Genomic DNA, 20,702 nt, shown 5'->3' with positions numbered 1-20,702 from the left:
AAAAAGAGGACACAAGGGATTCAAAAGAATTTAGAGGAATTTGATTTATGGCTAAAATTATTGGTATTGACTTAGGTACAACGAATTCATGTGTTGCTGTACTTGAAGGCGATAAAGTTAAAGTAATTGAAAATGCTGAAGGTGCACGAACAACACCTTCTATCGTTGCATATAAAGATGGCGAAATTCTTGTGGGTCAATCTGCTAAACGTCAAGCAGTGACTAACCCTAAGAATACATTATTCGCAATCAAGCGGTTAATTGGTCGTAAGTATCAAGACCAAGCAGTACAAAAAGATATCGGTATTGCACCATTCAAAATCATCAAAGCTGATAATGGTGATGCTTGGGTTGAAGTAAACGACAAAAAACTTGCACCGCAACAGATCTCTGCAGAAATTTTGAAAAAAATGAAAAAAACTGCGGAAGATTATTTAGGTGAAACAGTAACAGAAGCTGTTATTACTGTTCCTGCTTACTTCAATGATGCGCAACGTCAAGCAACAAAAGATGCTGGTCGTATTGCTGGTCTAGAAGTTAAACGTATCATTAACGAACCAACTGCTGCTGCACTTGCGTTCGGTATGGACAAAAAAGAAGGCGACCGTAAAGTTGCAGTATATGACTTAGGTGGTGGTACATTTGACGTATCAATCATTGAAATCGCTGACTTAGATGGCGACCAACAAATCGAAGTATTGTCAACCAATGGTGATACATTCCTTGGTGGTGAAGACTTTGATAATGCATTGATCGACTATTTAGTTGAAGAGTTCAAGAAAGAGCAAAACTTCAACTTGAAACAAGATCCACTTGCATTACAACGTTTAAAAGAAGCAGCTGAAAAAGCTAAAATTGAGCTTTCTTCATCTAATTCGACTGAAATTAACTTACCATACATCACTGCGGATGCAACTGGTCCTAAACACTTAGTGATGAATGTAACACGTGCCAAACTAGAAGGTTTAGTTGCTGATTTAGTTGCGCGTACAATTGAGCCTTGCCGTATCGCACTTAAAGATGCAGGTCTTTCGACTTCTGACATCTCTGACGTGATTTTGGTTGGTGGTCAATCACGTATGCCAATGGTTCAACAGAAAGTACAAGAGTTTTTCGGTAAAGAACCTCGTAAAGATGTGAATCCAGATGAAGCTGTTGCAATTGGTGCTGCAATTCAAGGTGCGGTATTGTCTGGTGACAAAACTGACGTACTTTTACTTGACGTAACACCATTAACACTTGGTATCGAAACCATGGGTGGCGTATTAACTGCAATTATTGAGAAAAACACTACGATTCCTGCGAAGAAATCTCAAGTATTCTCTACAGCAGCAGATAACCAACCAGCGGTAGATATTTCAGTTTACCAAGGTGAACGTAAAATGGCTCAACAAAACAAATTGTTGGGTAACTTCCAATTAGGCGACATTCCACCTGCACCACGTGGTGTGCCACAAATTGAAGTATCGTTCGACATCAATGCTGATGGTATCTTAAAAGTATCAGCAAAAGACAAGAGTACTGGTAAAGAACAATCGATCCAGATCAAAGCAAACTCTGGTTTGTCTGATGCTGAAATCGAAGCAATGATCAAAGATGCTGAAGCAAATGCTGAAGAAGATCGTAAGTTTGAAGAGCTTGCAAAAGCACGTAACGAAGCTGATGCTTTAGTTGCTTCTGCAAACAAAGCTGTGAAAGATCTTGGCGAACAAGTCACTGCTGATGAAAAAACGGCAATTGAAGCAGCAGTTTCTGAGTTAGAAGTGACTGCAAAAGAAAATGATGTTGATGCGATTAAAGCAAAAACTGAAGCTTTACAAAACATCATTATGCCAATCACTCAACGTGCTTATGAAGCAGCTCAAGGTCAAGGCGGCGCTGAAGGCTTCGATCCTAACCAATTCGGTGGTGATGCAGGCCAACAACAGCAAAAAGCTGATGATGGCGTTGTAGATGCTGAATTCACTGAAGTTAAAGATGACAAAAAATAATTTGTCACTTTAATCTTAGAAAACCGCTCAAGAGATTGAGCGGTTTTTTTATATGATCTATTTTTATCCGTAAAGCTATGGAGTCACTTTTGTTTATCTCTGATATCTCTAAAAAAACTGGACTCTCTATCCATACCCTTCGTTATTATGAACAAATAGGCTTACTGAAAAATATCCATCGTAATCAATCTGGGCGACGTGTATATACCAAACTTGATCTGGAATGGCTTGAATGGGTAAAACGCTTAAAATCAACAGGCATGCCTTTAGAAAAAATGCAAGATTTTGCCCAATTTCGACTACAAGGAGAGCAAACCTTAAAACAAAGACAAGCGCTTCTTATTGCGCATTCTGCTCAATTAAAACAAGAAATTAAAAGACTCAAGCAAGAACAAAGTATAGTCGACTATAAAATTGAAATATATGCACAAAAAATGCTTGAGCTAGAGTGAACTCGAGCAGTTAATATTTTTGACTCACGATTTGAGTTAGGAGTAGACAATGTTAAGTTCAGGTTTTTACATCACCGCAGAATTAAAAATTAAAGATAAAAACAGAATATTAGAAACCCGTGAAGCCTTACAAGCATTATGTGAGCTCACTCTTCAACAAGAACCTGAATGCACCTTATTTCAACTGCATCAATGTCAAGAAGAACCAACCCGTTTACTACTTTGGGAGCGCTTCGACTCGGAACAGTCTTACCACGCCCATTTTAAACAGCCCTATACACAACACTATCTTTCCAAAGATTTAACCGAAGTGGTGCAACATTTCGTCAGTGATATTGTGCTATAAAAAAGCTCGAAAAATCACTCTAGTCATCGAGTGGTTTTTCTTATTGATCAATTGCCAATCTTCACTAAATCTTTTATCTTAATTATCACAATAATAATGAGTCAAACGATGAAAAACTCTCCTGCTGTATCCAATACTGTGTATTACAGCTTGATCATAGCGCAATTTATATTGCCTATCATTGCAGCAGTCATCGATATATACAGTACTGAACCCGAGTTAGAACTTCTGGATAAAACGCTTTACCAAGACCCGCAAGCTTGGGAATTGGGGGTTATGTCAGTTGCAGGCTTAATCATCCTCATCATCACATTTGGTTTATGTTTAAAAAAAGAATGGGCAAGAAAGGCTTATCTCTATACATTTTTCCCAATATTTCTGATTTATTTTATGCCCTTTATGCATTGGATTTATATGACCAGTTATGCAGCGATTTTTAACGATCTGGCCTTTGTTTGTTCTGGAATTTTATTGATGATTTTAGTGACTCCATCACTCTATCAACCTATTTTTGAACACGATTAATCATGTATAAAACGCTTGCTATCAGCATTGGCTTATATCTCTTTTTAGAGATTCTATGTCATGGTTTTGCATTTTTTGCAGGGAAAATAGTGAGTAAAGCGGATAAACAAAAGCTTAATCATCCTTTGCACCTTGAATTTACACGGCAAACTTTTTATCGCACCATGTTACTGGTCAGCATTGTATTGATGAGCCATTTTTATACTGAAATTGCCTATTTTGAACAGAATGCTTGGATTCGTTTGACATTAAGTATCAGCATTATTTTACTCATTCTATTTATACTCTGGTGGCTAAATGCTTTTATTCTGCACCAAGTGGTTTTAAAGCAACAACAACAATCCGTCTCTCCAGTATTTAAACAGAAAATCAGCTATATCATGCTGCATCCTTTACAATTCAAAGCTTTATATATCAGCCCTGGCTATTTAAAAAGATCTGTTTGGATGAATCGATTACTCAGCGTTTTTGCTTTTATTCTCTTATTTATTGATATCCAAGTCCTGTTTAACGCTTAAATAAACAGATTATGTGAATGAACCTTCCATCGCGATGCCCAAACTCAGTGCGATGATGGTAAATAATCCTTTCATCAACAAAAGTAATCCTGCAAATATGCAAATGATCATGATGATTCTTTGCTTTTTGCTCAGGCTTTCACGTATCTGTAAATTGTATAGACTGTCAGCTTGTTTTTGCATGGATAAATGATCGGTGATGGTCTGAGAAATCTTATCTTCGATTGGGTTTAATTACGAACCATCGAGTACCTCTAAAAAATAGTGTCCAACATCCAACTCACAATAAAACATCAGCATTGAAGCACGAGAAAAACCATTTTTACTTGCTCTTGCAGTACTTGGTGATAGCTTCACAATCTGCTGAAGATCTGTATTGGTGATTTGTGGATGAATCAATAGCATAGGTGCAAGTTTAAATAATGGACCCTCTTGCCAAATTGCATAGCCGCCCTTTTTGCTGATTTTAAAATTTTTAATTTTTTGATTTAAGACTAAGTCCAGCACTAAACGTGATCGAAACATAAGAAATAGGCTGTAGAAAGCCCTTATCAAACAAGCGATACCAAGGATTAGAGAAATCCAGCCTAAAATCAGCGTTCCATTCATATTGTTGTTTTCCACCTAAAGCAGCTTGTTAAAAACATCATTAATTGAAATCAATATTTATAATGATCACGCAAGCTTTACTTGCTTAAGCATTTGCGATTGTTATATTTTCAGATAAATTATCCACAACAACAATTATTTTTAAATCAATCATGCGTTTTTGGATTCTACTCTGTGTAATTGCCTTTACTGCTTATTTTGCGATACAACGCATGATGTATCCGCAATTGAATCATAATTCTGCCATTGATCGTATCACGCATCCTTTAGATACCCGTTTACGTTATCGTATTGGCGAAGTAGATCCGCGTTTTCATGTCAGTAAACAGCAAGTACAAAATTTGGCACAACAAGCCACAGATATTTGGCATTTAGGAACCATGAAAAGTCTCTTTGTTTATGATGATCAGGCCAAACTGACGATTAACTTAATTTATGACGAACGCCAAGCGGAATCTAGTGCCAGAAACCAAGAGTTGCGTATTTTGCAGAATACCCAACAATATACCCAAGGCCAAAAGCAAAAAATTCAGCAACTTCATGCTGAGTTGGATCGTACCAATGATAAATTGGACCTCCAAAAAACCAATTATCAACGTAAAGTTGACCAGTATAATCAGCTGGTCAATACTCTTAATCAATCCCATCAAAATTTAGATGCCTCAGCAAGATTTCAGCTAGATCAGCAGAAAAATCAACTGATCATCGAGCAGAACCAACTCAAACAACAGTTAGATATTTATAATCAAAAAGTCTATGAATTAAATCACCAAGTTGAACAACTCAACACAGTCAATCAACAATACAATCAATCTGTGGATCACTTTAATAGTCGTTTCCAACCGCGCCAATTTGATAAAGGCGTATTCGATGGTAAAACCATTAATATCTATGAATTTGCATCAGACGAAGATTTACGTGTCACGATTGCACATGAGCTTGGGCATGCTTTGGGCTTAGCGCACAATAATGATCCTAAAGCACTCATGTACCCAATGATGAAAGAACAAGATTTGAAAAATTTTAGATTAACCACAGCGGATTTAGCCATGCTAAACTCAAGACAACGATAAGCAAAATTTAGCGATGATTATCAATTTTAAATCCATAATTTATTTATGTATTTAAATCAGTTTTATGCAAAATCATGTTATTGTGAACCCCTGAAGCAATAAATTGAGGAGATGACTGTGAGCTATTATCATATTATTTTAGAAGTAAATGATCATATCAGCACGATTGAGCAAACTCGTGATATTGAAATTTTTGATATTACTGAACTTCAACCTTATCTCCATTCCATTCTGCTGCCTTATTTCAACGAACAAATCATTGAACTTGAAGACGACAATGTCGAGTTTAAAGATGTTTTACACCTTGAAATTAAACAGACCTTATTGCCGATTCAGCATTTAATTGAAGAAGAACAAAAACAGTTACCTAGCGATACCGATGTAACCATTACAGCCTATGAAATCTTTAATGATCGTGATCATACGCAGGATGTTACTGCCGTCATTTTAGATGTCCTAGAAGCGGTCAAAATTGACCCTTTCGCAATTGAATAATCCACATAAAAAAGGTCTGCTTATGCAGACCTTTTAAGTGAGATCAAACGTTTATTTCATCATATTCTTTGCAGCTTCATTTCTAAAAGCTTTTAAAATCTGTTGCCCTGCTCGACCTGTTGGACTCAATCCTAACTTCACTTGCTCTTGCTGAATAGCCTGACGCGTTTTATCGCCAATCAAGCCATCTGCATCGCCAATCGCATAGCCTTTTTTCAATAAGTAATTTTGAATTTCTCGGCGTTCTGTACGCGATGTTCCTGCATCGTCAGTTGGCCATGCGGTTTGAAAACTGCCCTTGCCTTGTAAACGATCAGACAGATGCGCAATTGCCAGTGCATAACTTTCCGCAGCATTGTACGAATAAATTGCATCAAAGTTTTTAAACACCAAGAATGCTGGACCATTTGCACCCGCAGGCATCATTAAACCGGCCTGAGCGCCTTCGGATAAATTGCCTTGAATGATTGGAGTACCGTCAACACGAGTAAAACCACGATTTACCCAAGTGCTCAACGATTTTTTATTACGACGACTTTCGCCACTTACAGAAGCGCCAGCTGGAATTTTTACTTCAAAGCCCCACGGCATTCCGGTTTGCCAGCCACGTTTTTTCAAAAAGTTTGCTGTTGATGCCAAAGCATCCGAAGTACTTGAAACCAAGTCGCGTCGACCATCACCATCAAAATCCACGGCCAATTCTTCATACGTTGAAGGCATAAATTGAGTATGACCAAATGCCCCTGCCCATGAACCTTTTAACTGTTCTTCGCGTAAATCACCTCGTTGTAAAATACGCATTGTGGCAAAGAATTCACCTCGGAAATAACCTTGTCGACGCCCTTCACAACTTAAAGTTCCCAACGCTTGTAATAAAGGATATTTTCCTGAAATGTCACCAAAATTACTTTCCACGCCCCAAACAGCAACAACCGTTTCTGATGGAACGCCGTACGCTGCTGAGACACGGTTTAAAACTTCACGATGCTGAGCCAGCATTTGACGGCCTTTTTCTACCCGCTCTTCATCGACCAAACCTGAAAGATAATCCCAAATCGGTGTTGAGAACTCAGGTTGATAATCCAGTTTGCTAATGACCGAATAATCAGGTGTTAGATTTTGCGTATAACGATCAAAGGTTGTCCCACTAACACCTGAACTGATTGCTTGCGAACGTAAAGTTGCAATACAGCTTTGAAAATTAGAATTGGGTGTATAGCTTGTATTCGGTGTTGTTGTAATTGGTGAGCTAGATACAGCCTGACCGTTAATGATTAATTCAGCATTGGCATGCGATGCTGCCAACAAAACAGATCCACAAATCAAAGTTAAATGACGCATAATATCCACAAAATAGTTTTAAATTTAAATTATGTGAATACCATAGCAGTCTGTGAATAAAATGACAGATGTAAAAACGTAAATTTTGAATTCATTTTTTGATTTTAAATTCATAATACACAGTTCACTGTTTTGAATTTAAATATAGTTACCCACACCCCAGCAAACTGATCATTTTTTAAATTCAAAACTTTCACACAATTTTTGAATTCAAAAAATATCATTATTTTAGCAACCTTAGATTTAAATTTAAAATTCCACTAAATCCCTTCAAAACTCGCTTAAGTGTTTATTTTTATACACAATTTGGATTTTAGATTGATGAATTAAAACTTATCCACAGTCGTTATTTTCACTTCGAACAAGCAAAAGTTTAAATTTAAAGTTTTAAATTCAAAAACCACGCTCAAATTAATTTAAATGCAAAGTGGATAACTTTTTGGGTTTTGCTGTTAATACTTTTGAATTCAAATGTTTTAAACCCTTTAAATTTGAACTTTGAATTTAAATATAGATGCTTGTTTTTCTGTTTATTGAAGCTGTTTTTTCATCATTCTTGTTTTTATAGCCCCAGAAAATGATCCATTTTTGGGTCATTGCTTAGCGATAAAATAGGGGGAGCGTCATGATACAGAACAGTAGAATAGAAAAAAGCGGGCAAGAGTTTGACCGCTTTTTTTACATACAAAATCAAGCTTAAATGTTCATATCTTCGCTTAATGACAATGGATTAGGTAAAATCTTCGCCAATTGACGACATAAAGTCGTTAATTCAGCAGCATCATTTGGCATCAGGGTGATATGACCAATTTTACGACCTTCACGTTCTGTTTTATTGTAAAGGTGTAAATGTGCACCTTTTAACGCTAAAACATCTTCGGATTTCGGATGTTGCCCAATGATATTTACCATCACTGTTGGTCGAACCACTTCGGTTGAACCGAGTGGTAAACCTGCCACTGCGCGAATGTGATTTTCAAATTGCGAACATACTGCGCCTTCAATTGACCAATGCCCAGAGTTATGCACACGTGGAGCCATCTCATTGGCATATAAGCCTTTTTCAGTCACAAACAATTCAAGTGTTAACACACCGACATAGTTCAAATGGTTTAACAAACGGGTGATGTATTCCTGCGCAACGGGCTGTAAATCAGCACTGTTTGGAGCAGGAACTATTGAATGCGAGAGAATACCATTGTGATGATGATTTTCAGCCAAAGGCCAAGTTTTTACATCACCATCAATACCACGCACCGCAATAATTGAAACTTCACGAGAAAAAATCACAAAACTTTCAGCGATTAATGATCCTGCTGGCCCCAACTCAGCCCATGCCTGATCAATTTGATCGACTGAACGCAGTACAAATTGACCTTTACCATCATAACCACCTGTCGCAGTTTTAAGTACGATTGGTAAGCCTAATTCACTCACTGCAAGCTTAAGCGTCTCCAATGAATCGACTGCTTTGTACGGCGCAACAGGAATTTCCAGCTCATCAAATAAAGCTTTTTCAGAAAGACGATGTTGTGCGATTGCTAAAGCTTGGCGTGGCGGATACAGATCTTTTTGCTTGGTTAATACATCAACATCAATCAATGGCGTATTTTCAAATTCCAAACTAAAAACATCTGCACTGGCAATAAAATCTTGTAACCCATTTTCAGCTTTAGTGCTAAAAACGTGTCCCAATATTGCAGATGGACAATCCGCATCAGCTTCAAAAAATGTGCATTGGATATTTAATGGGAGCGCAGCTTGCGCCATCATACGGCCGAGTTGACCACCACCAAAGATACCGATGGTTTTATTCATAACCTGTGTCCCGTTTTTAAGCTTGACCCGGAATATTTTTACTTGCCACTTTATCGGTTTGAGCGGCACGGAAATCTGCAACATTTTTTGCGATTTCAGGGCGAGTTAAACCTAAAATTTGAGCGGCCATGATTGCGGCATTGGTTGCACCCGCAGGGCCAATTGCTAATGTGCCAACTGCAATACCTGCAGGCATTTGTACGATAGACAACAATGAATCAACGCCATTTAAAATTGAAGATTTCACAGGAACACCCAGCACAGGCAAATCTGTTTTTGCTGCACACATTCCTGGCAAATGCGCTGCACCACCTGCACCAGCAATAATCACCTGAATACCACGTTCACGTGCTGTTTCAGCATATTCAAATAAGCGGTCTGGCGTACGATGCGCAGAAACTACTTCGGCTTCAAAAGGAACACCAAGCTGTTTCAGCATATTGGCAGTGTTTTCGAGAGTTGCCCAGTCTGATTGAGAACCCATAATAATTCCAACGAGAGGAGCGTCTTGTACAGCGGCCGCATTCATTGCATATATTCCATAAACGAATGTAAGGAAGTTTAAATACTGGTGATCAGTGTTTAAATGAATATCAAGAAGCGCACTATTATAGACTGATTTTTCATCTCACGAAAATTTAACAGACGTAGGAAGTCAATTTTTTTTAAGGGAACAACCTAAAAGCCGTTTGATTTGAGAATTAATATGATCTCGAAGATATAAACAGCAGAAAAATTGCTAAAGATTTAGACATAATATGAATATGCTGTCTGAGTGTAATCCTTTTTAATTCATAACATCATAGCTGATCTATTGGCTTCTAAACACAAAAAATACACAGCCCATCAAACATAAACCCGCCCATAAATAATCTAATTTAAATGGTTGTTTAAACAAGAAAATCATAAACGGAACAAACACCAACAGTGTCACCACTTCTTGGGTGATTTTCATTTGCCCCAACGACCAACCATGTTGCGCCAATAGACGTGTTGCAGGAATCATAAAGCTGTATTCAAGTAAGGCAATGATCCAACCAAACAAGATCGCTTGCCACAGAGGTGCGTCATGTAAGAATTTTAAATGCCCATACCAAGCCAAGGTCATAAAGCAGTTGGAGATAATTAGTAATAAAAGGGGGAGAGATAAAGCCATATTGATACCAATTAAATTATCAAGATATATTTTTGAACATTCAATGTCTGAACATTAAAGCGCTAAGGCAATTTTTTTACGTTTTTTGAAATAATAAATGAGCGAGCCTATTTCCAAAGTACCAAGCAACAATACAGTATCGAATACTTGTTTCAATAGCGATTGATCATCATAAAATGAGCTCAATATACCAATTAAAGCCACCCAAATGAGATGAAAAATTAATCCATTTTTTAATTTGTGATCTTTTGAGTCTTTTGTATTGAGGTATCCAATCCAAATGAACGCAAAATATTGGAAGAAGATTAAAATTACAGCTGCGACCATTAAAGGTATGGATATTATTTTTGCAATGCCTGCTATCAAAGCAAAAACAATAATCAAAAAAATAAAATAAGCGATATTTTTAATCAGCAGAAAGATAAAATCATGTATATCCATTTTTAATAGATAATTCAGAGTGTTCAATCGATATTAGCATTGCTAGAAGAATAAAAATACCAAGTGAGAGTTCATTATTTTCAATAAAAACCCACCTTTAAAATCGTAACAAGAAAAACTATCTTTTCGCCTTAACCCTTGCTATCGTTGCTTTCAAATCAAATGAAACGGCTACACCACAACAACAAAGTGATGTGTCTATAAAAGCACTGGAGTTAACACGAATGCATCTGCATATTTTGGGTATTTGCGGCACCTTTATGGGTTCCTTGGCGCTATTAGCGCGTGATTTAGGGCATAAAGTCACCGGTTCAGATGCGAACGTTTATCCACCGATGTCGACCCAACTCGAAAATGCTGGCATTACCTTAATGCAAGGCTATGACCGTAGTCATTTACAACCACATCCAGATCTTGTCATTGTAGGCAATGCAATGAAGCGTGGTATAGATGCAGTGGAATATATGCTCAATGAAGGCTTAGCATATATTTCAGGTCCACAATTCCTTGCTGACCATGTCTTACAAGGCAAACATGTACTTGGTGTTGCAGGTACCCATGGTAAAACCACCACAACAACAATGCTAGCTTGGGTACTCGATCAAGCAGGTTTAAATCCTGGCTTTTTAATTGGTGGTGTACCTTTAGGCTTTAGTGAAAGCGCACGTTTAGGTGGTGGAAAATACTTCTGTGTAGAAGCAGATGAATATGACTCTGCTTTTTTTGATAAACGCTCTAAGTTCGTACATTACCATCCAAAAACTGCAATTTTAAATAACCTTGAATTTGACCATGCCGATATTTTTGATGATCTAGCAGCGATTCAAAAACAGTTCCATCATTTGGTCCGTACCATTCCAAGTGAAGGTCGTATTATTGCCCCGATCACTGAAACCAATATTGATGAAGTATTGCAAATGGGTTGTTGGACACCTGTAGTACGTACGTCACTTGACGCCAATAACAGCGCTGAAGTTTATGCTGAACAACTTTCTGCGGATGGTTCACATTTTAAAGTACTTCAACACGGCGTAATTAAAGGTGAAGTGAAGTGGAATATGACAGGACAACACAGTGTTGCCAATGCTTTAGCAACCATTGCAGCAGCTGAACATGTCGGTGTTTCAATTGAAACAGCATGTGAAGCCTTATCGAATTTTGGTGGGGTTAAACGTCGAATGGAATTACTTGATACGGTAAATGGTATTGAAGTATATGATGACTTTGCCCATCACCCAACTGCGATTGATACAACACTTGAAGGTGCACGTAAACGTTTAGGTGAGCGTAAGCTTTGGGCGATTATTGAACCTCGTTCAAATACCATGCGTATGGGCAGTCATAAAGATGGCTTGGCACATTCTGCACGTCTTGCAGATGAAGTGATGTGGTATCAACCTGAAGGTCTGGACTGGGATTTAAAGCCTGTCATTGACGCTGCAACCAATAATGCCATTGTGGCTCGTACACTGGATGACATTATTAGTACTGTTATTACACAAGCAGGTGAGGGCGATGCTGTGGTGATTATGTCCAATGGTGGTTTTGGTGGATTACATCAAAAATTGATTGCAGCTTTAAAAGCAAAATAAGTCGAAATAAAGTTTAGAAAACCCACAAAATTTTGTGGGTTTTCTTATTGATTTACTGAAGGTGTCCTTTCAATAAATTTAAAATCCTTAAGCTTGACCCACCCTTCAACTAGATCATCTTCTATATTTTGATCTGGATCATTAAATACCACATAAACCCAGTCTTGTTTTTTTCTGTCTTTATAGATTGAATAAGCCGTAACATTATCATTTTGAAGCACAAAAGTATCATTCATCTTACAGATGTTTTTGGGCGCTGAATAAAAATAAATACGATGTTTAGATTTGCCTAACAACTCCCAACGGGGCTGTATTTCTTGCTCTTTTTTATAGGTTTGCAAATTTAATTCAAAACAACTCATTGCTAAACTGAACGATGAACTGCTCAATAACAATACAGTGATTATCATTTTTTTAAACATGTTTAATCTTCTAACCGAATATGAATCTGAACGGCCCAATGAGCATTGGGCACACAATACAGCTAAGCTTTCACATCAACAAAACTTTTATCACGTTTAAACATGACTTCGACATAGGAACAAGTTGGTACAATTTTAAGCTTCTTTTCACGTGCAAATTCAACCAAAGTATCCAACAACTGACGCGCAATTCCTTGACCACGCAAGGAGTCATCTACCCAGGTATGGTTCGCAATGATCTGATGCTCACCATGCCATAAATAACTGATCTCAGCAATTCGCTTACCTTGTTCATTATCGAAGTAAAATTCACCTTTTTGTTGATTATCTACATGTTGGAATTGCATATATTTTTCTCATGGATGTTCTAAACACTATTCCACTGTAGCAAAGCAAACTTAAGATTTCAAAACATCCTGAATCGATTGATCTTTATCAAACACTGATTTTGAAAAAGGGCAGAGTGGAATAATTTTTACATTCTTTGAGCGTGCCATTTCTACAACTTGATCTAATAATTTTCGACCTACACTTTGACCACGCAATTCATCTTCTACAACTGTATGATCAATAATCAACATATTTTCACCCGCCCATGTGTACGCCATTTCAGCCAAATGGTGACCTTCTTCACCAATATAAAATTCACCTTTTTTACCATCATCTTTATGTCTGATTTCTAACATTTTATTTACTCTTATATACGTTTAAATTTATAGGCCTATTCAAAATGCCATAACTATATTTGAATTATTGTTAAATTTTGTCTGACAGTTCTATTTTTTATACAACAAACTTAGCTTAACTTTATCCACAATTCAGCCTAAAATTTAGCGCTAACCTCTTTTAATATTGACCATGTCTGCCTTATCTCCCCAAACTTCAACACCACAATCTGCCCCCAGTGAATCCCAGCAATGGATCAGTGTGATTAGCCTTGCTTTTGCAGCATTTATTTTCAATACCACAGAATTCGTTCCTGTTGCTTTACTGAGTGACATTGGAAAAAGCTTTGCGATGCCTGCAACTGATGTTGGTATCATGATTACTCTATATGCATGGGTCGTTGCACCCATTTCATTGCCGATCATGTTATTGACCAAAAATATTGAACGACGGTTTTTACTGATCATCTTGTTTATGGTCTTTGTGGCCAGTCATGCATTATCTTATTTTGCATGGAGTTTCGATGTACTCCTGATCAGTCGAATTGGTATCGCATTTTCTCATGCTTTATTTTGGTCAATCACTGCATCACTGGCAGTACGAGTCGCCCCCAAAGGTAAGGAATTTCAAGCTTTGGGGCTATTGGCCACAGGTACAGCATTGGCGATGGTTTTAGGTATTCCATTTGGACGAATGATTGGTGAATCTTATGGTTGGCGTAATACTTTCGCTTTGATTGCAATGGGTGCAGCTATAGTTTGCGTCATCTTAGCCAAAACATTGCCACGCTTACCAAGCGTCAATTCAGGTTCTCTGAGTAGTTTAAAGGTATTTTTAAAACGCCCAAGCCTAATGATTGTTTTTGCTCTGACCATTATTGTGATTACCGCGCAATTTACCGCATACAGTTATATTGAACCTTTTGCTCTGAATGTTGCGCATTTTAGCTCGACACAGATTACAACCTTATTATTAATCTATGGCGCAGCGGGTTTCTTTGGCTCTTATTTATTTGGTAAATTTGCCAAAAAATATCCAAAATTTCCAATACCATTAAGTAGTGCTGTATTGGCTGTTTCGATGTTATTGTTGACTTCACTGAGCACTGATTTTACCAACTTTAGTCTACTGAGTTTATTTTGGGGTATGGCAATTATTTGCTTTAGCTTAGCTCAACAAGCTAAAACCTTGGCTTTAGCTTCTGATGCAACTGATGTCGCAATGGCGATTTATTCAGGGCTCTATAATGTGGGCATTGGGGGAGGTGCTTTGCTGGGTGGCATAGTGACTACCAATTATGGGCTCAATCATATTGGCATCGTTGGCGGTATGATTGCTGTTCTTGGGACCCTGTTAGCTTTAGTGCTTGTACAACGTAAAGATTTTATTCAAAAAAATAGGGTCTGTTGACAATTCGTCTACGTTTGCGACTACGTGTGTTTTTTAGGCGATACTAGGCGCGAAATACGAAATTTAGTCATTCTAAATAAGTAGTTCGTAACAACGTAGCGGCAAAAAACACACTAGTCCCGAAGGGTTGTGGTTAAAATTATCTCAGCCTTCGTTATGAAACTCGAAAATAGACCCACTATTCTCTTCGTTTAATGCCTTGCCTGCTCAATTTTAACCTACAACGCAAGCCATTTATGAAATGCCAACAGACCCTAAATATCTTTTTACAAGATTTAAAGTGACATGCTGAGTTAAAAACTTTAACTTACATTAAAGTACTTTGATAAAACAATGATCATCAATGCAACCCATCATTTTATTTAAATTATTAACCACCACGCTGCATCGGCAGTGTGGTCGTATACATTTAAAATAAAATGTAGAAACCAACCCTGCCAATGAGCGGGGTTATTTTTTGCTCCGTGATTTGGTCAATATTTACGGAGAAACTCATGTCTGAGTATCACAATAAACAAGCCTTACTCGTTATTGATCTACAAAATGGCCTATTTCATGCACAGCATCCTCCATTTCAAGCTGATCAATTGTTGAAAAACATCAATCAGCTCATTGAATATGCGCGTGTTAAACACATTCCGATTTTTGCGATTCGTCATGTTGGTCTAGCAGACACAGGACTCGCCCCAAATAGTCCAATGACTCAACTGATCGCTGAATTAAATATTGATCCTAATACAGATTACATCTTAGAAAAAACACGGCCAAATTGCTTTTTCCAAACAGATTTAGCACAACAATTAGAGTCGTTAAATGTTGAAGAAGTGATCATCTGTGGTTTAAAAACTGAATTTTGTATCGATAGCACAAGTCGTGCGGCAAAAGACTTAAATTATAAAGTGATATTAATTTCAGATGCGCATAGCACAATCGATTCAAAGGTTCTCAATGCTGACCGTATTATTCAGCATCATAATTCAACACTTAATCCAGCTTTTGTTGCGCTAAAAACCAGCGCTGAATTTTGTACATAAAATAAACTACATAAAAATACATTCAAAATTTGCACATTTTTAATAAATATGCGATTCTCACTAGAGATTAAGAAATGAAAGATTTCTTACACAGTATATTGAACAAGGGGAGTAGCCTCCTTTAATCAGAATATCGTCATTACGCTTTGAAAAAAGCCGGTATCTGAGCATTTGAGATTGATGTACATAACTCAAATGTAGGCAAGACCTTGATCATGTTGACACAGATGTTTAATCATCTGGCAACAGGTCAAGGTTTTTTTATGCCTGATTGCCAGATTCGGAGAGTTTTATGGAAACTATTGGCAATCCATGGCTGTATCTAGCGTTCTTCGCTATTGTTATTGTCATGCTACTGATCGACTTTTTAGGCTTTAAACAAAAAGAAGGGCAAGAAGTCAAAATTAAAACTGCTGCCTATTGGAGCATTGCATGGGTCAGTGTTGCAGCATTATTTGGTGGTGGTTTATGGCTGTATTTACAACAGACCGCGGGTGTTTCTATTGCCAATAGCAAAGTCATGGAATACTTTGCAGGTTATCTACTTGAAAAATCGTTAGCGATCGACAATGTCTTTGTCTGGTTGATGATTTTTGCTGCATTTGCAATTCCACAAGGCTTACAACGTAAAATTCTGCTCTATGGTGTATTAGGTGCGATTATTTTACGTACCATCTTTATTTTTATTGGCGCATGGTTCGTTCAAGAATTCTCTTGGGTGCTTTATCTCTTTGGTGCTTTCTTGGTTTATACAGGCTATAAATTCCTTAAAGGACAGGATGAAGAAGAAACCAATATCGAAGATATGGCTATTCTAAAATGGTTGCGTAAACACATGCGAATCACCCCAAAATTAGAAGGTGCTCAATTCTTTGTTCGTCAAAATGGCGTGTTGTGGGCAACCCCGTTATTCCTTGTCTTAATTTTAGTTGAAGCTTCCGATGTGATCTTTGCGGTCGATTCTATTCCTGCGATTTTTGCGGTGACCAGTGACCCCTTTATTGTATTAACTGCGAATTTAATGGCGATCTTAGGTCTACGTGCAATGTTCTTCTTATTGTCGGGTGCCGCGTCTAAAATGCATTACTTGCCTTATGGCCTAGGCATCATCTTAGTCTTCATTGGCTTTAAAATGTTAATGCTGGATGTCTTCCATATGCCGATTTGGATTTCGTTAGGTTTCATTGTGATTGTCTTGGCAATTACAGCTTGGCTCTCTATTTGCCATAGCAAAAAGCACCATGAAACAACCTTATAAACACTAGATCAAGCCTTCCAATTGGAAGGCTTTTTTATGATCAACAATAATACTCAACGATTTAAATTGTATAGACAGTATGGAAATGAAATCTTTATCCATCAGCATAATCATCTGTTGTAATAGCTATCTGTTGTCTTGGAGTATGCTCTTCACTATGCTTGGATTGATTTAAATCCTGATCGCCTAATCATCCACAACAAGCAGCTTTTCCCATCTGATCAAAAACTGTTTAGCCTGAATCCGTGCTAAAAAAACTGGATAACTGACTAAACGTTTATTCCATCTTAATTTTAATTCAAACAAATCATTTAGTCCAAACGGCGCAATAATTTCGATATCATCATTATCAAGTAAACGTACTGCAATTGCAGTTGCCGTTTCAACCCATACGGATAAAGCATCGAATAAGGATTGGTATTGAGAGATAGAACATCCATCATCTGTTTTATACCACAAATGCACATAGGCTTGATTAACCACATCCCATTCATTATTGGGAAATTTTTGCTTTAACAATTCAGTCAAACGTTGCTCTTTAAGGCCTTGTTGATCATTTAAATCATAGAAAATGACATCGATTTCAATCTGATCAAATCCATAACCCTGATGATGTAAAATAGACCATACCAAGTTACGAATTACACCTGCACTCAAATATGCATGTGCATGAATATCTCGCAAATACTGTAATCGGAGCATCAATTCAGGACATGAATAGATGATCTGTTTTAACTGCCTAGTATTGTCCATTATTGTCTTATTTCACCATTTTACTAGACTCTACCGATTATTGTTATAAAGATAAACTCACAATATAGAATATGCCTTTAACCACTAATTTTAGTTATATTTCGATAAAAAATTCTCGCTGCTAAAACAATAAAAAATAACATTATTCAATTTTTTAGAATGCTTTCGCGTAAAACTGCATACAACACCTGATACAAATTTCAGGTACAATCAATCGAAAAAAGGATAAATTGCAGGTTTTACATGTCTTGTGTTGTACAGAAAACAGCGGTTCGTGGGCGTTTTCTTGATATTAAAAATACCGTTTCTCAAGCAGCTCAAATATTTGATGAAGTTCGTTATATCGAAGATGGTTTACTCATCACAGAGCAAGGCAAAATCACATGGTTTGGCCCTTGGGAAAATGCACAGTCTCACCTGACAGATGATATTCAAATTGATCACTACCCAGAACAACTGATTGTGCCTGGTTTTATAGACACCCATATCCATTTTCCTCAAACAGAAATGGTGGGTGCATATGGTGAACAACTTTTAGAATGGTTAAATACTTATACTTTTCCAACAGAAATTCAGTTTGCAGATAAAACCTATGCCGACAAAATCGCACAGTTTTTTGTCCAAGAATTACTTAAAAATGGCACCACGACAGCACTGGTTTTTTGTACAGTACATCCGCAATCAGTCGATGCCTTGTTTGAAGCCGCAGAACAGCATCAGATGCGTTTAATCGCAGGTAAAGTCATGATGGATCGTCATGCACCTGAAGCACTCACAGATACTGCTGAAAGTGCATATATTGACTCTAAAGCACTGATTGAAAAATGGCATGGTAAAGGTCGTAACCTATATGCCATTACCCCGCGTTTTGCTCCAACCTCTACACCTGAGCAATTGGCAAAAGCAGGCCAGTTAAAAGCAGAGTATCCAACGGTATATGTGCATACCCATCTTAGTGAAAATAAAAATGAAATTGCATGGGTCAAAGACTTATTCCCAGAGCAGAAAGGTTATCTGGATGTCTATCACCACTATGGTTTAACAGGAGAGCGTTCTGTTTTTGCACATTGTGTTCATTTAGAAGAGCATGAGTGGGATTGTATGCATGCAACTGATTCAGCGATTGCATTTTGCCCGACATCCAATTTATTTTTGGGAAGTGGTTTATTCCCATTAAAAAAATCCTGGGAAAAACAGGTGAAAGTCGGCTTAGGGACAGATATTGGTGCAGGAACAGCCTTTTGCCAATTACAAACCCTCAATGAAGCCTACAAAGTGCAACAACTCCAAGGTGATAAACTTTCGGCAATGGAAGCGCTTTACCATGCAACACTTGGTGGAGCGAAAGCGTTACATTTGGATGAGCAATTGGGCAATTTCAATATCGGTAAAGAAGCCGATTTTGTTGTGCTAGATTTAAAAGCAACGGCGCTACAACAACTGCGTCAGGAACGTGCTAAAAACATAGACGATGCATTATTTGCCTTATTTACCATGGGGGATGATCGTAATATTCAAGCCACCTATATTTATGGACAAAAAACCTATGAGCAAAGCGAAACAAAAAACGCGTAAATCGAAGAAAAAACTAATTTTGATTGGTACAGTTTTTGTGATCTGTGCATTCATTTTAAAACGTGATGCACATTAATCATTTTGGTTTAAATTAGGACATTTACATTTTCAAATGTCAAAAAAGATGCATCTTAATCTGATATGTTTTAAAATTATGTCATCTTTTAGGGTGTTGCTAGTCAACACCTTTTTTAATTTTAGAATTTGATGTTTACGTTTTTAGGTATTTCCCATGACTATTGAAATGAAAGTGATGATTTCTGCTGAAGAAATTCATGCAAAAGTTCAGGAACTTGGTAAAAAAATTGATGCACATTATGCCAATAGCGATAAAGAACTTGTCTTAATTGGTTTATTGCGTGGTTCAGTGATCTTTATGGCTGATTTATGTCGTGCAATCAGCAAAACTCATGAACTCGATTTTATGACCGTTTCAAGCTATGGTGGCAGTACAACATCTTCTCGTGATGTCAGAATTCTCAAAGATTTAGATGGCGAAATTCGCGGTAAGGATATCTTAGTCGTAGAAGATATTATTGACTCTGGCAATACCTTAAGCAAAGTATTGGAAATTTTAAGTACACGGCATCCCAATTCGATCGAGCTTTGTACTTTAGTCAGCAAACCGTCTCGCCGTGAAATCGATTTAGACGTGAAATTTCTTGGCTTTGAAGTTGAAGATAAATTCATTGTGGGCTATGGCTTAGACTATGATCAAAAATATCGTCATATTCCGTTTATTGGAGAAATTGGTCTTTAATTGAGACTTCATCACATCATTTTAACTAAAATGAGTTAAGCGACTTCGGTCGCTTTTTTTTATTTTTTAGCTGTTATAGTGAACAAAAATGCAACAACTTGTAGCAAATAAGCGCTTTTACTTCACAACAGAATATTTGATTATTAAACTCATTCGACACAGTAACTCACGACAAAATAAAGAAAAAGGAGAAAGATTATGATGTCACTGATTAGTGCAATTGTGATTGGTTTTATTGCAGGTTTGATTGCACGTGCGATTCATCCAGGCGATGACAAAGCTGGTTTCATTGTAACAACAGCACTTGGTATTGTAGGTTCATTAGTTGCAACCTATGGTGGTCAATTACTCGGCTTATATCCAAAAGGTGCCTCAGCTGGATTTATTGCCTCAGTCATTGGCGCAATAGTTGTACTCTTTATCTATAACATAATTGCCAAACGTACTTAAATTTTCTTCTCCATAAA

25 protein-coding genes are annotated in these 20,702 nt (G+C 37.3%); 14 read left to right on the top strand and 11 right to left on the bottom strand.

Going from position 1 to position 20,702, the window contains the following annotated elements; translation table 11 throughout:
• The first annotated feature begins 47 nt into the window (after positions 1 to 47).
• The 5 genes from dnaK to AC2G3J_RS20060 all read left to right on the top strand — a co-directional run bounded on the left by dnaK (position 48) and on the right by AC2G3J_RS20060 (position 3,832).
• Positions 48 to 1,991 (top strand): molecular chaperone DnaK, encoded by a 1,944-nt coding sequence (gene dnaK / locus AC2G3J_RS20080; RefSeq protein WP_336954595.1) that lies wholly within the window; start codon positions 48 to 50, stop codon positions 1,989 to 1,991.
• An 89-nt stretch (positions 1,992 to 2,080) separates the two neighbouring features.
• Positions 2,081 to 2,443 (top strand): MerR family transcriptional regulator, encoded by a 363-nt coding sequence (locus AC2G3J_RS20075; protein WP_419328829.1) that lies wholly within the window; start codon positions 2,081 to 2,083, stop codon positions 2,441 to 2,443.
• Positions 2,444 to 2,492: 49 nt separating this feature from the next.
• Positions 2,493 to 2,789: a putative quinol monooxygenase gene (locus AC2G3J_RS20070; RefSeq protein ID WP_336954597.1), complete on the top strand. Its 297-nt coding sequence runs from the start codon at positions 2,493 to 2,495 to the stop codon at positions 2,787 to 2,789.
• A 108-nt stretch (positions 2,790 to 2,897) separates the two neighbouring features.
• On the top strand, positions 2,898 to 3,314 hold the full coding sequence (locus AC2G3J_RS20065; protein ID WP_336954598.1) for a hypothetical protein: 417 nt from the start codon (positions 2,898 to 2,900) through the stop codon (positions 3,312 to 3,314).
• Between the two features lie 2 nt (positions 3,315 to 3,316).
• The gene (locus tag AC2G3J_RS20060; protein ID WP_336954599.1) at positions 3,317 to 3,832 is read left to right on the top strand and encodes a hypothetical protein; all 516 of its coding nucleotides are present in this window, start codon (positions 3,317 to 3,319) and stop codon (positions 3,830 to 3,832) included.
• A 9-nt stretch (positions 3,833 to 3,841) separates the two neighbouring features.
• Here AC2G3J_RS20060 and AC2G3J_RS20055 read toward each other — a convergent pair whose 3' ends face one another.
• Both AC2G3J_RS20055 and AC2G3J_RS20050 read right to left on the bottom strand, forming a co-directional pair.
• Entirely contained in the window at positions 3,842 to 4,015 is a 174-nt protein-coding gene (locus AC2G3J_RS20055; protein WP_483770490.1) for a hypothetical protein, read from the bottom strand.
• A gap of 51 nt (positions 4,016 to 4,066) precedes the next feature.
• Positions 4,067 to 4,357 (bottom strand): hypothetical protein, encoded by a 291-nt coding sequence (locus tag AC2G3J_RS20050; RefSeq protein WP_483770489.1) that lies wholly within the window; start codon positions 4,355 to 4,357, stop codon positions 4,067 to 4,069.
• A 236-nt stretch (positions 4,358 to 4,593) separates the two neighbouring features.
• Between AC2G3J_RS20050 and AC2G3J_RS20045 the strand changes: the two genes are divergently transcribed.
• Positions 4,594 to 5,514, top strand: a complete 921-nt coding sequence (locus AC2G3J_RS20045; RefSeq protein WP_336954601.1) for a matrixin family metalloprotease — start codon at positions 4,594 to 4,596, stop codon at positions 5,512 to 5,514.
• A gap of 111 nt (positions 5,515 to 5,625) precedes the next feature.
• On the top strand, positions 5,626 to 6,009 hold the full coding sequence (locus AC2G3J_RS20040; protein ID WP_154130490.1) for a hypothetical protein: 384 nt from the start codon (positions 5,626 to 5,628) through the stop codon (positions 6,007 to 6,009).
• Positions 6,010 to 6,060: 51 nt separating this feature from the next.
• Here the strand turns inward: AC2G3J_RS20040 and AC2G3J_RS20035 are convergent, their stop codons facing one another.
• The 5 genes from AC2G3J_RS20035 to AC2G3J_RS20015 form a co-directional block, all read right to left on the bottom strand.
• Entirely contained in the window at positions 6,061 to 7,350 is a 1,290-nt protein-coding gene (locus AC2G3J_RS20035) for a lytic murein transglycosylase (protein ID WP_483770488.1), read from the bottom strand.
• Between the two features lie 696 nt (positions 7,351 to 8,046).
• Complete coding sequence (locus tag AC2G3J_RS20030; RefSeq protein WP_004718994.1) at positions 8,047 to 9,168, bottom strand: 5-(carboxyamino)imidazole ribonucleotide synthase; 1,122 nt, start codon at positions 9,166 to 9,168, stop codon at positions 8,047 to 8,049.
• A 16-nt stretch (positions 9,169 to 9,184) separates the two neighbouring features.
• Positions 9,185 to 9,697 (bottom strand): 5-(carboxyamino)imidazole ribonucleotide mutase, encoded by a 513-nt coding sequence (gene purE, locus AC2G3J_RS20025; protein WP_004718991.1) that lies wholly within the window; start codon positions 9,695 to 9,697, stop codon positions 9,185 to 9,187.
• A gap of 282 nt (positions 9,698 to 9,979) precedes the next feature.
• Positions 9,980 to 10,324: a DMT family protein gene (locus AC2G3J_RS20020; protein ID WP_034613299.1), complete on the bottom strand. Its 345-nt coding sequence runs from the start codon at positions 10,322 to 10,324 to the stop codon at positions 9,980 to 9,982.
• A gap of 54 nt (positions 10,325 to 10,378) precedes the next feature.
• Positions 10,379 to 10,765, bottom strand: coding sequence for a hypothetical protein (locus tag AC2G3J_RS20015; protein ID WP_483770487.1), 387 nt, complete (start codon positions 10,763 to 10,765; stop codon positions 10,379 to 10,381).
• 224 nt (positions 10,766 to 10,989) lie between these two features.
• On the opposite strand from AC2G3J_RS20015, the gene mpl reads away from it, so the two are divergent.
• On the top strand, positions 10,990 to 12,357 hold the full coding sequence (mpl, locus tag AC2G3J_RS20010; protein ID WP_336954604.1) for a UDP-N-acetylmuramate:L-alanyl-gamma-D-glutamyl-meso-diaminopimelate ligase: 1,368 nt from the start codon (positions 10,990 to 10,992) through the stop codon (positions 12,355 to 12,357).
• A 44-nt stretch (positions 12,358 to 12,401) separates the two neighbouring features.
• Here mpl and AC2G3J_RS20005 read toward each other — a convergent pair whose 3' ends face one another.
• From AC2G3J_RS20005 to AC2G3J_RS19995, 3 genes are all read right to left on the bottom strand, one after another.
• Entirely contained in the window at positions 12,402 to 12,779 is a 378-nt protein-coding gene (locus AC2G3J_RS20005; protein ID WP_419328826.1) for a hypothetical protein, read from the bottom strand.
• A 62-nt stretch (positions 12,780 to 12,841) separates the two neighbouring features.
• Positions 12,842 to 13,126 carry a GNAT family N-acetyltransferase gene (locus AC2G3J_RS20000; RefSeq protein WP_336954607.1) on the bottom strand — a complete coding sequence of 95 codons (285 nt, stop codon included), beginning with the start codon at positions 13,124 to 13,126 and terminating at the stop codon, positions 12,842 to 12,844.
• 51 nt (positions 13,127 to 13,177) lie between these two features.
• Positions 13,178 to 13,465, bottom strand: coding sequence for a GNAT family N-acetyltransferase (locus AC2G3J_RS19995; protein WP_336954609.1), 288 nt, complete (start codon positions 13,463 to 13,465; stop codon positions 13,178 to 13,180).
• Between the two features lie 172 nt (positions 13,466 to 13,637).
• Between AC2G3J_RS19995 and AC2G3J_RS19990 the strand changes: the two genes are divergently transcribed.
• From AC2G3J_RS19990 to AC2G3J_RS19980, 3 genes are all read left to right on the top strand, one after another.
• On the top strand, positions 13,638 to 14,855 hold the full coding sequence (locus tag AC2G3J_RS19990) for a sugar transporter (RefSeq protein WP_483770486.1): 1,218 nt from the start codon (positions 13,638 to 13,640) through the stop codon (positions 14,853 to 14,855).
• A 494-nt stretch (positions 14,856 to 15,349) separates the two neighbouring features.
• On the top strand, positions 15,350 to 15,889 hold the full coding sequence (locus tag AC2G3J_RS19985) for a cysteine hydrolase family protein (protein WP_336954612.1): 540 nt from the start codon (positions 15,350 to 15,352) through the stop codon (positions 15,887 to 15,889).
• Between the two features lie 292 nt (positions 15,890 to 16,181).
• Positions 16,182 to 17,147, top strand: a complete 966-nt coding sequence (locus tag AC2G3J_RS19980) for a TerC family protein (RefSeq protein ID WP_483770485.1) — start codon at positions 16,182 to 16,184, stop codon at positions 17,145 to 17,147.
• A gap of 186 nt (positions 17,148 to 17,333) precedes the next feature.
• Here the strand turns inward: AC2G3J_RS19980 and AC2G3J_RS19975 are convergent, their stop codons facing one another.
• On the bottom strand, positions 17,334 to 17,900 hold the full coding sequence (locus AC2G3J_RS19975) for a nucleotidyltransferase family protein (RefSeq protein ID WP_483770484.1): 567 nt from the start codon (positions 17,898 to 17,900) through the stop codon (positions 17,334 to 17,336).
• A 243-nt stretch (positions 17,901 to 18,143) separates the two neighbouring features.
• On the opposite strand from AC2G3J_RS19975, the gene guaD reads away from it, so the two are divergent.
• The 3 genes from guaD (at position 18,144) to AC2G3J_RS19960 (ending at position 20,685) form a co-directional block, all read left to right on the top strand.
• On the top strand, positions 18,144 to 19,475 hold the full coding sequence (gene guaD / locus AC2G3J_RS19970; protein ID WP_419360962.1) for a guanine deaminase: 1,332 nt from the start codon (positions 18,144 to 18,146) through the stop codon (positions 19,473 to 19,475).
• A 232-nt stretch (positions 19,476 to 19,707) separates the two neighbouring features.
• Positions 19,708 to 20,235, top strand: coding sequence for a hypoxanthine phosphoribosyltransferase (gene hpt / locus AC2G3J_RS19965; protein WP_004718958.1), 528 nt, complete (start codon positions 19,708 to 19,710; stop codon positions 20,233 to 20,235).
• Between the two features lie 198 nt (positions 20,236 to 20,433).
• Positions 20,434 to 20,685 (top strand): GlsB/YeaQ/YmgE family stress response membrane protein, encoded by a 252-nt coding sequence (locus tag AC2G3J_RS19960; protein WP_336954617.1) that lies wholly within the window; start codon positions 20,434 to 20,436, stop codon positions 20,683 to 20,685.
• Positions 20,686 to 20,702: the final 17 nt, after the last annotated feature.

Source organism: Acinetobacter legionensis (assembly GCF_057165765.1).
The sequence above is the reverse complement of the archived record's forward strand: the minus strand, read 5'-3'. Positions and strand labels throughout refer to the sequence as shown.

What these genes read in the sequence shown, in the direction of transcription:
- dnaK (WP_336954595.1), top strand. Translation starts at nt 48, where the DNA reads ATGGCTAAAATTATTGGTATTGACTTAGGTACAACGAATTCATGTGTT.
- AC2G3J_RS20070 (WP_336954597.1), top strand. Translation starts at nt 2,493, where the DNA reads ATGTTAAGTTCAGGTTTTTACATCACCGCAGAATTAAAAATTAAAGAT.
- AC2G3J_RS20065 (WP_336954598.1), top strand. Translation starts at nt 2,898, where the DNA reads ATGAAAAACTCTCCTGCTGTATCCAATACTGTGTATTACAGCTTGATC.
- AC2G3J_RS20060 (WP_336954599.1), top strand. Translation starts at nt 3,317, where the DNA reads ATGTATAAAACGCTTGCTATCAGCATTGGCTTATATCTCTTTTTAGAG.
- AC2G3J_RS20055 (WP_483770490.1), bottom strand. Translation starts at nt 4,015, where the DNA reads ATGCAAAAACAAGCTGACAGTCTATACAATTTACAGATACGTGAAAGC.
- AC2G3J_RS20050 (WP_483770489.1), bottom strand. Translation starts at nt 4,357, where the DNA reads ATGTTTCGATCACGTTTAGTGCTGGACTTAGTCTTAAATCAAAAAATT.
- AC2G3J_RS20045 (WP_336954601.1), top strand. Translation starts at nt 4,594, where the DNA reads ATGCGTTTTTGGATTCTACTCTGTGTAATTGCCTTTACTGCTTATTTT.
- AC2G3J_RS20040 (WP_154130490.1), top strand. Translation starts at nt 5,626, where the DNA reads ATGACTGTGAGCTATTATCATATTATTTTAGAAGTAAATGATCATATC.
- AC2G3J_RS20035 (WP_483770488.1), bottom strand. Translation starts at nt 7,350, where the DNA reads ATGCGTCATTTAACTTTGATTTGTGGATCTGTTTTGTTGGCAGCATCG.
- AC2G3J_RS20030 (WP_004718994.1), bottom strand. Translation starts at nt 9,168, where the DNA reads ATGAATAAAACCATCGGTATCTTTGGTGGTGGTCAACTCGGCCGTATG.
- purE (WP_004718991.1), bottom strand. Translation starts at nt 9,697, where the DNA reads ATGAATGCGGCCGCTGTACAAGACGCTCCTCTCGTTGGAATTATTATG.
- AC2G3J_RS20020 (WP_034613299.1), bottom strand. Translation starts at nt 10,324, where the DNA reads ATGGCTTTATCTCTCCCCCTTTTATTACTAATTATCTCCAACTGCTTT.
- AC2G3J_RS20015 (WP_483770487.1), bottom strand. Translation starts at nt 10,765, where the DNA reads ATGGATATACATGATTTTATCTTTCTGCTGATTAAAAATATCGCTTAT.
- mpl (WP_336954604.1), top strand. Translation starts at nt 10,990, where the DNA reads ATGCATCTGCATATTTTGGGTATTTGCGGCACCTTTATGGGTTCCTTG.
- AC2G3J_RS20005 (WP_419328826.1), bottom strand. Translation starts at nt 12,779, where the DNA reads ATGTTTAAAAAAATGATAATCACTGTATTGTTATTGAGCAGTTCATCG.
- AC2G3J_RS20000 (WP_336954607.1), bottom strand. Translation starts at nt 13,126, where the DNA reads ATGCAATTCCAACATGTAGATAATCAACAAAAAGGTGAATTTTACTTC.
- AC2G3J_RS19995 (WP_336954609.1), bottom strand. Translation starts at nt 13,465, where the DNA reads ATGTTAGAAATCAGACATAAAGATGATGGTAAAAAAGGTGAATTTTAT.
- AC2G3J_RS19990 (WP_483770486.1), top strand. Translation starts at nt 13,638, where the DNA reads ATGTCTGCCTTATCTCCCCAAACTTCAACACCACAATCTGCCCCCAGT.
- AC2G3J_RS19985 (WP_336954612.1), top strand. Translation starts at nt 15,350, where the DNA reads ATGTCTGAGTATCACAATAAACAAGCCTTACTCGTTATTGATCTACAA.
- AC2G3J_RS19980 (WP_483770485.1), top strand. Translation starts at nt 16,182, where the DNA reads ATGGAAACTATTGGCAATCCATGGCTGTATCTAGCGTTCTTCGCTATT.
- AC2G3J_RS19975 (WP_483770484.1), bottom strand. Translation starts at nt 17,900, where the DNA reads ATGGACAATACTAGGCAGTTAAAACAGATCATCTATTCATGTCCTGAA.
- guaD (WP_419360962.1), top strand. Translation starts at nt 18,144, where the DNA reads ATGTCTTGTGTTGTACAGAAAACAGCGGTTCGTGGGCGTTTTCTTGAT.
- hpt (WP_004718958.1), top strand. Translation starts at nt 19,708, where the DNA reads ATGACTATTGAAATGAAAGTGATGATTTCTGCTGAAGAAATTCATGCA.
- AC2G3J_RS19960 (WP_336954617.1), top strand. Translation starts at nt 20,434, where the DNA reads ATGATGTCACTGATTAGTGCAATTGTGATTGGTTTTATTGCAGGTTTG.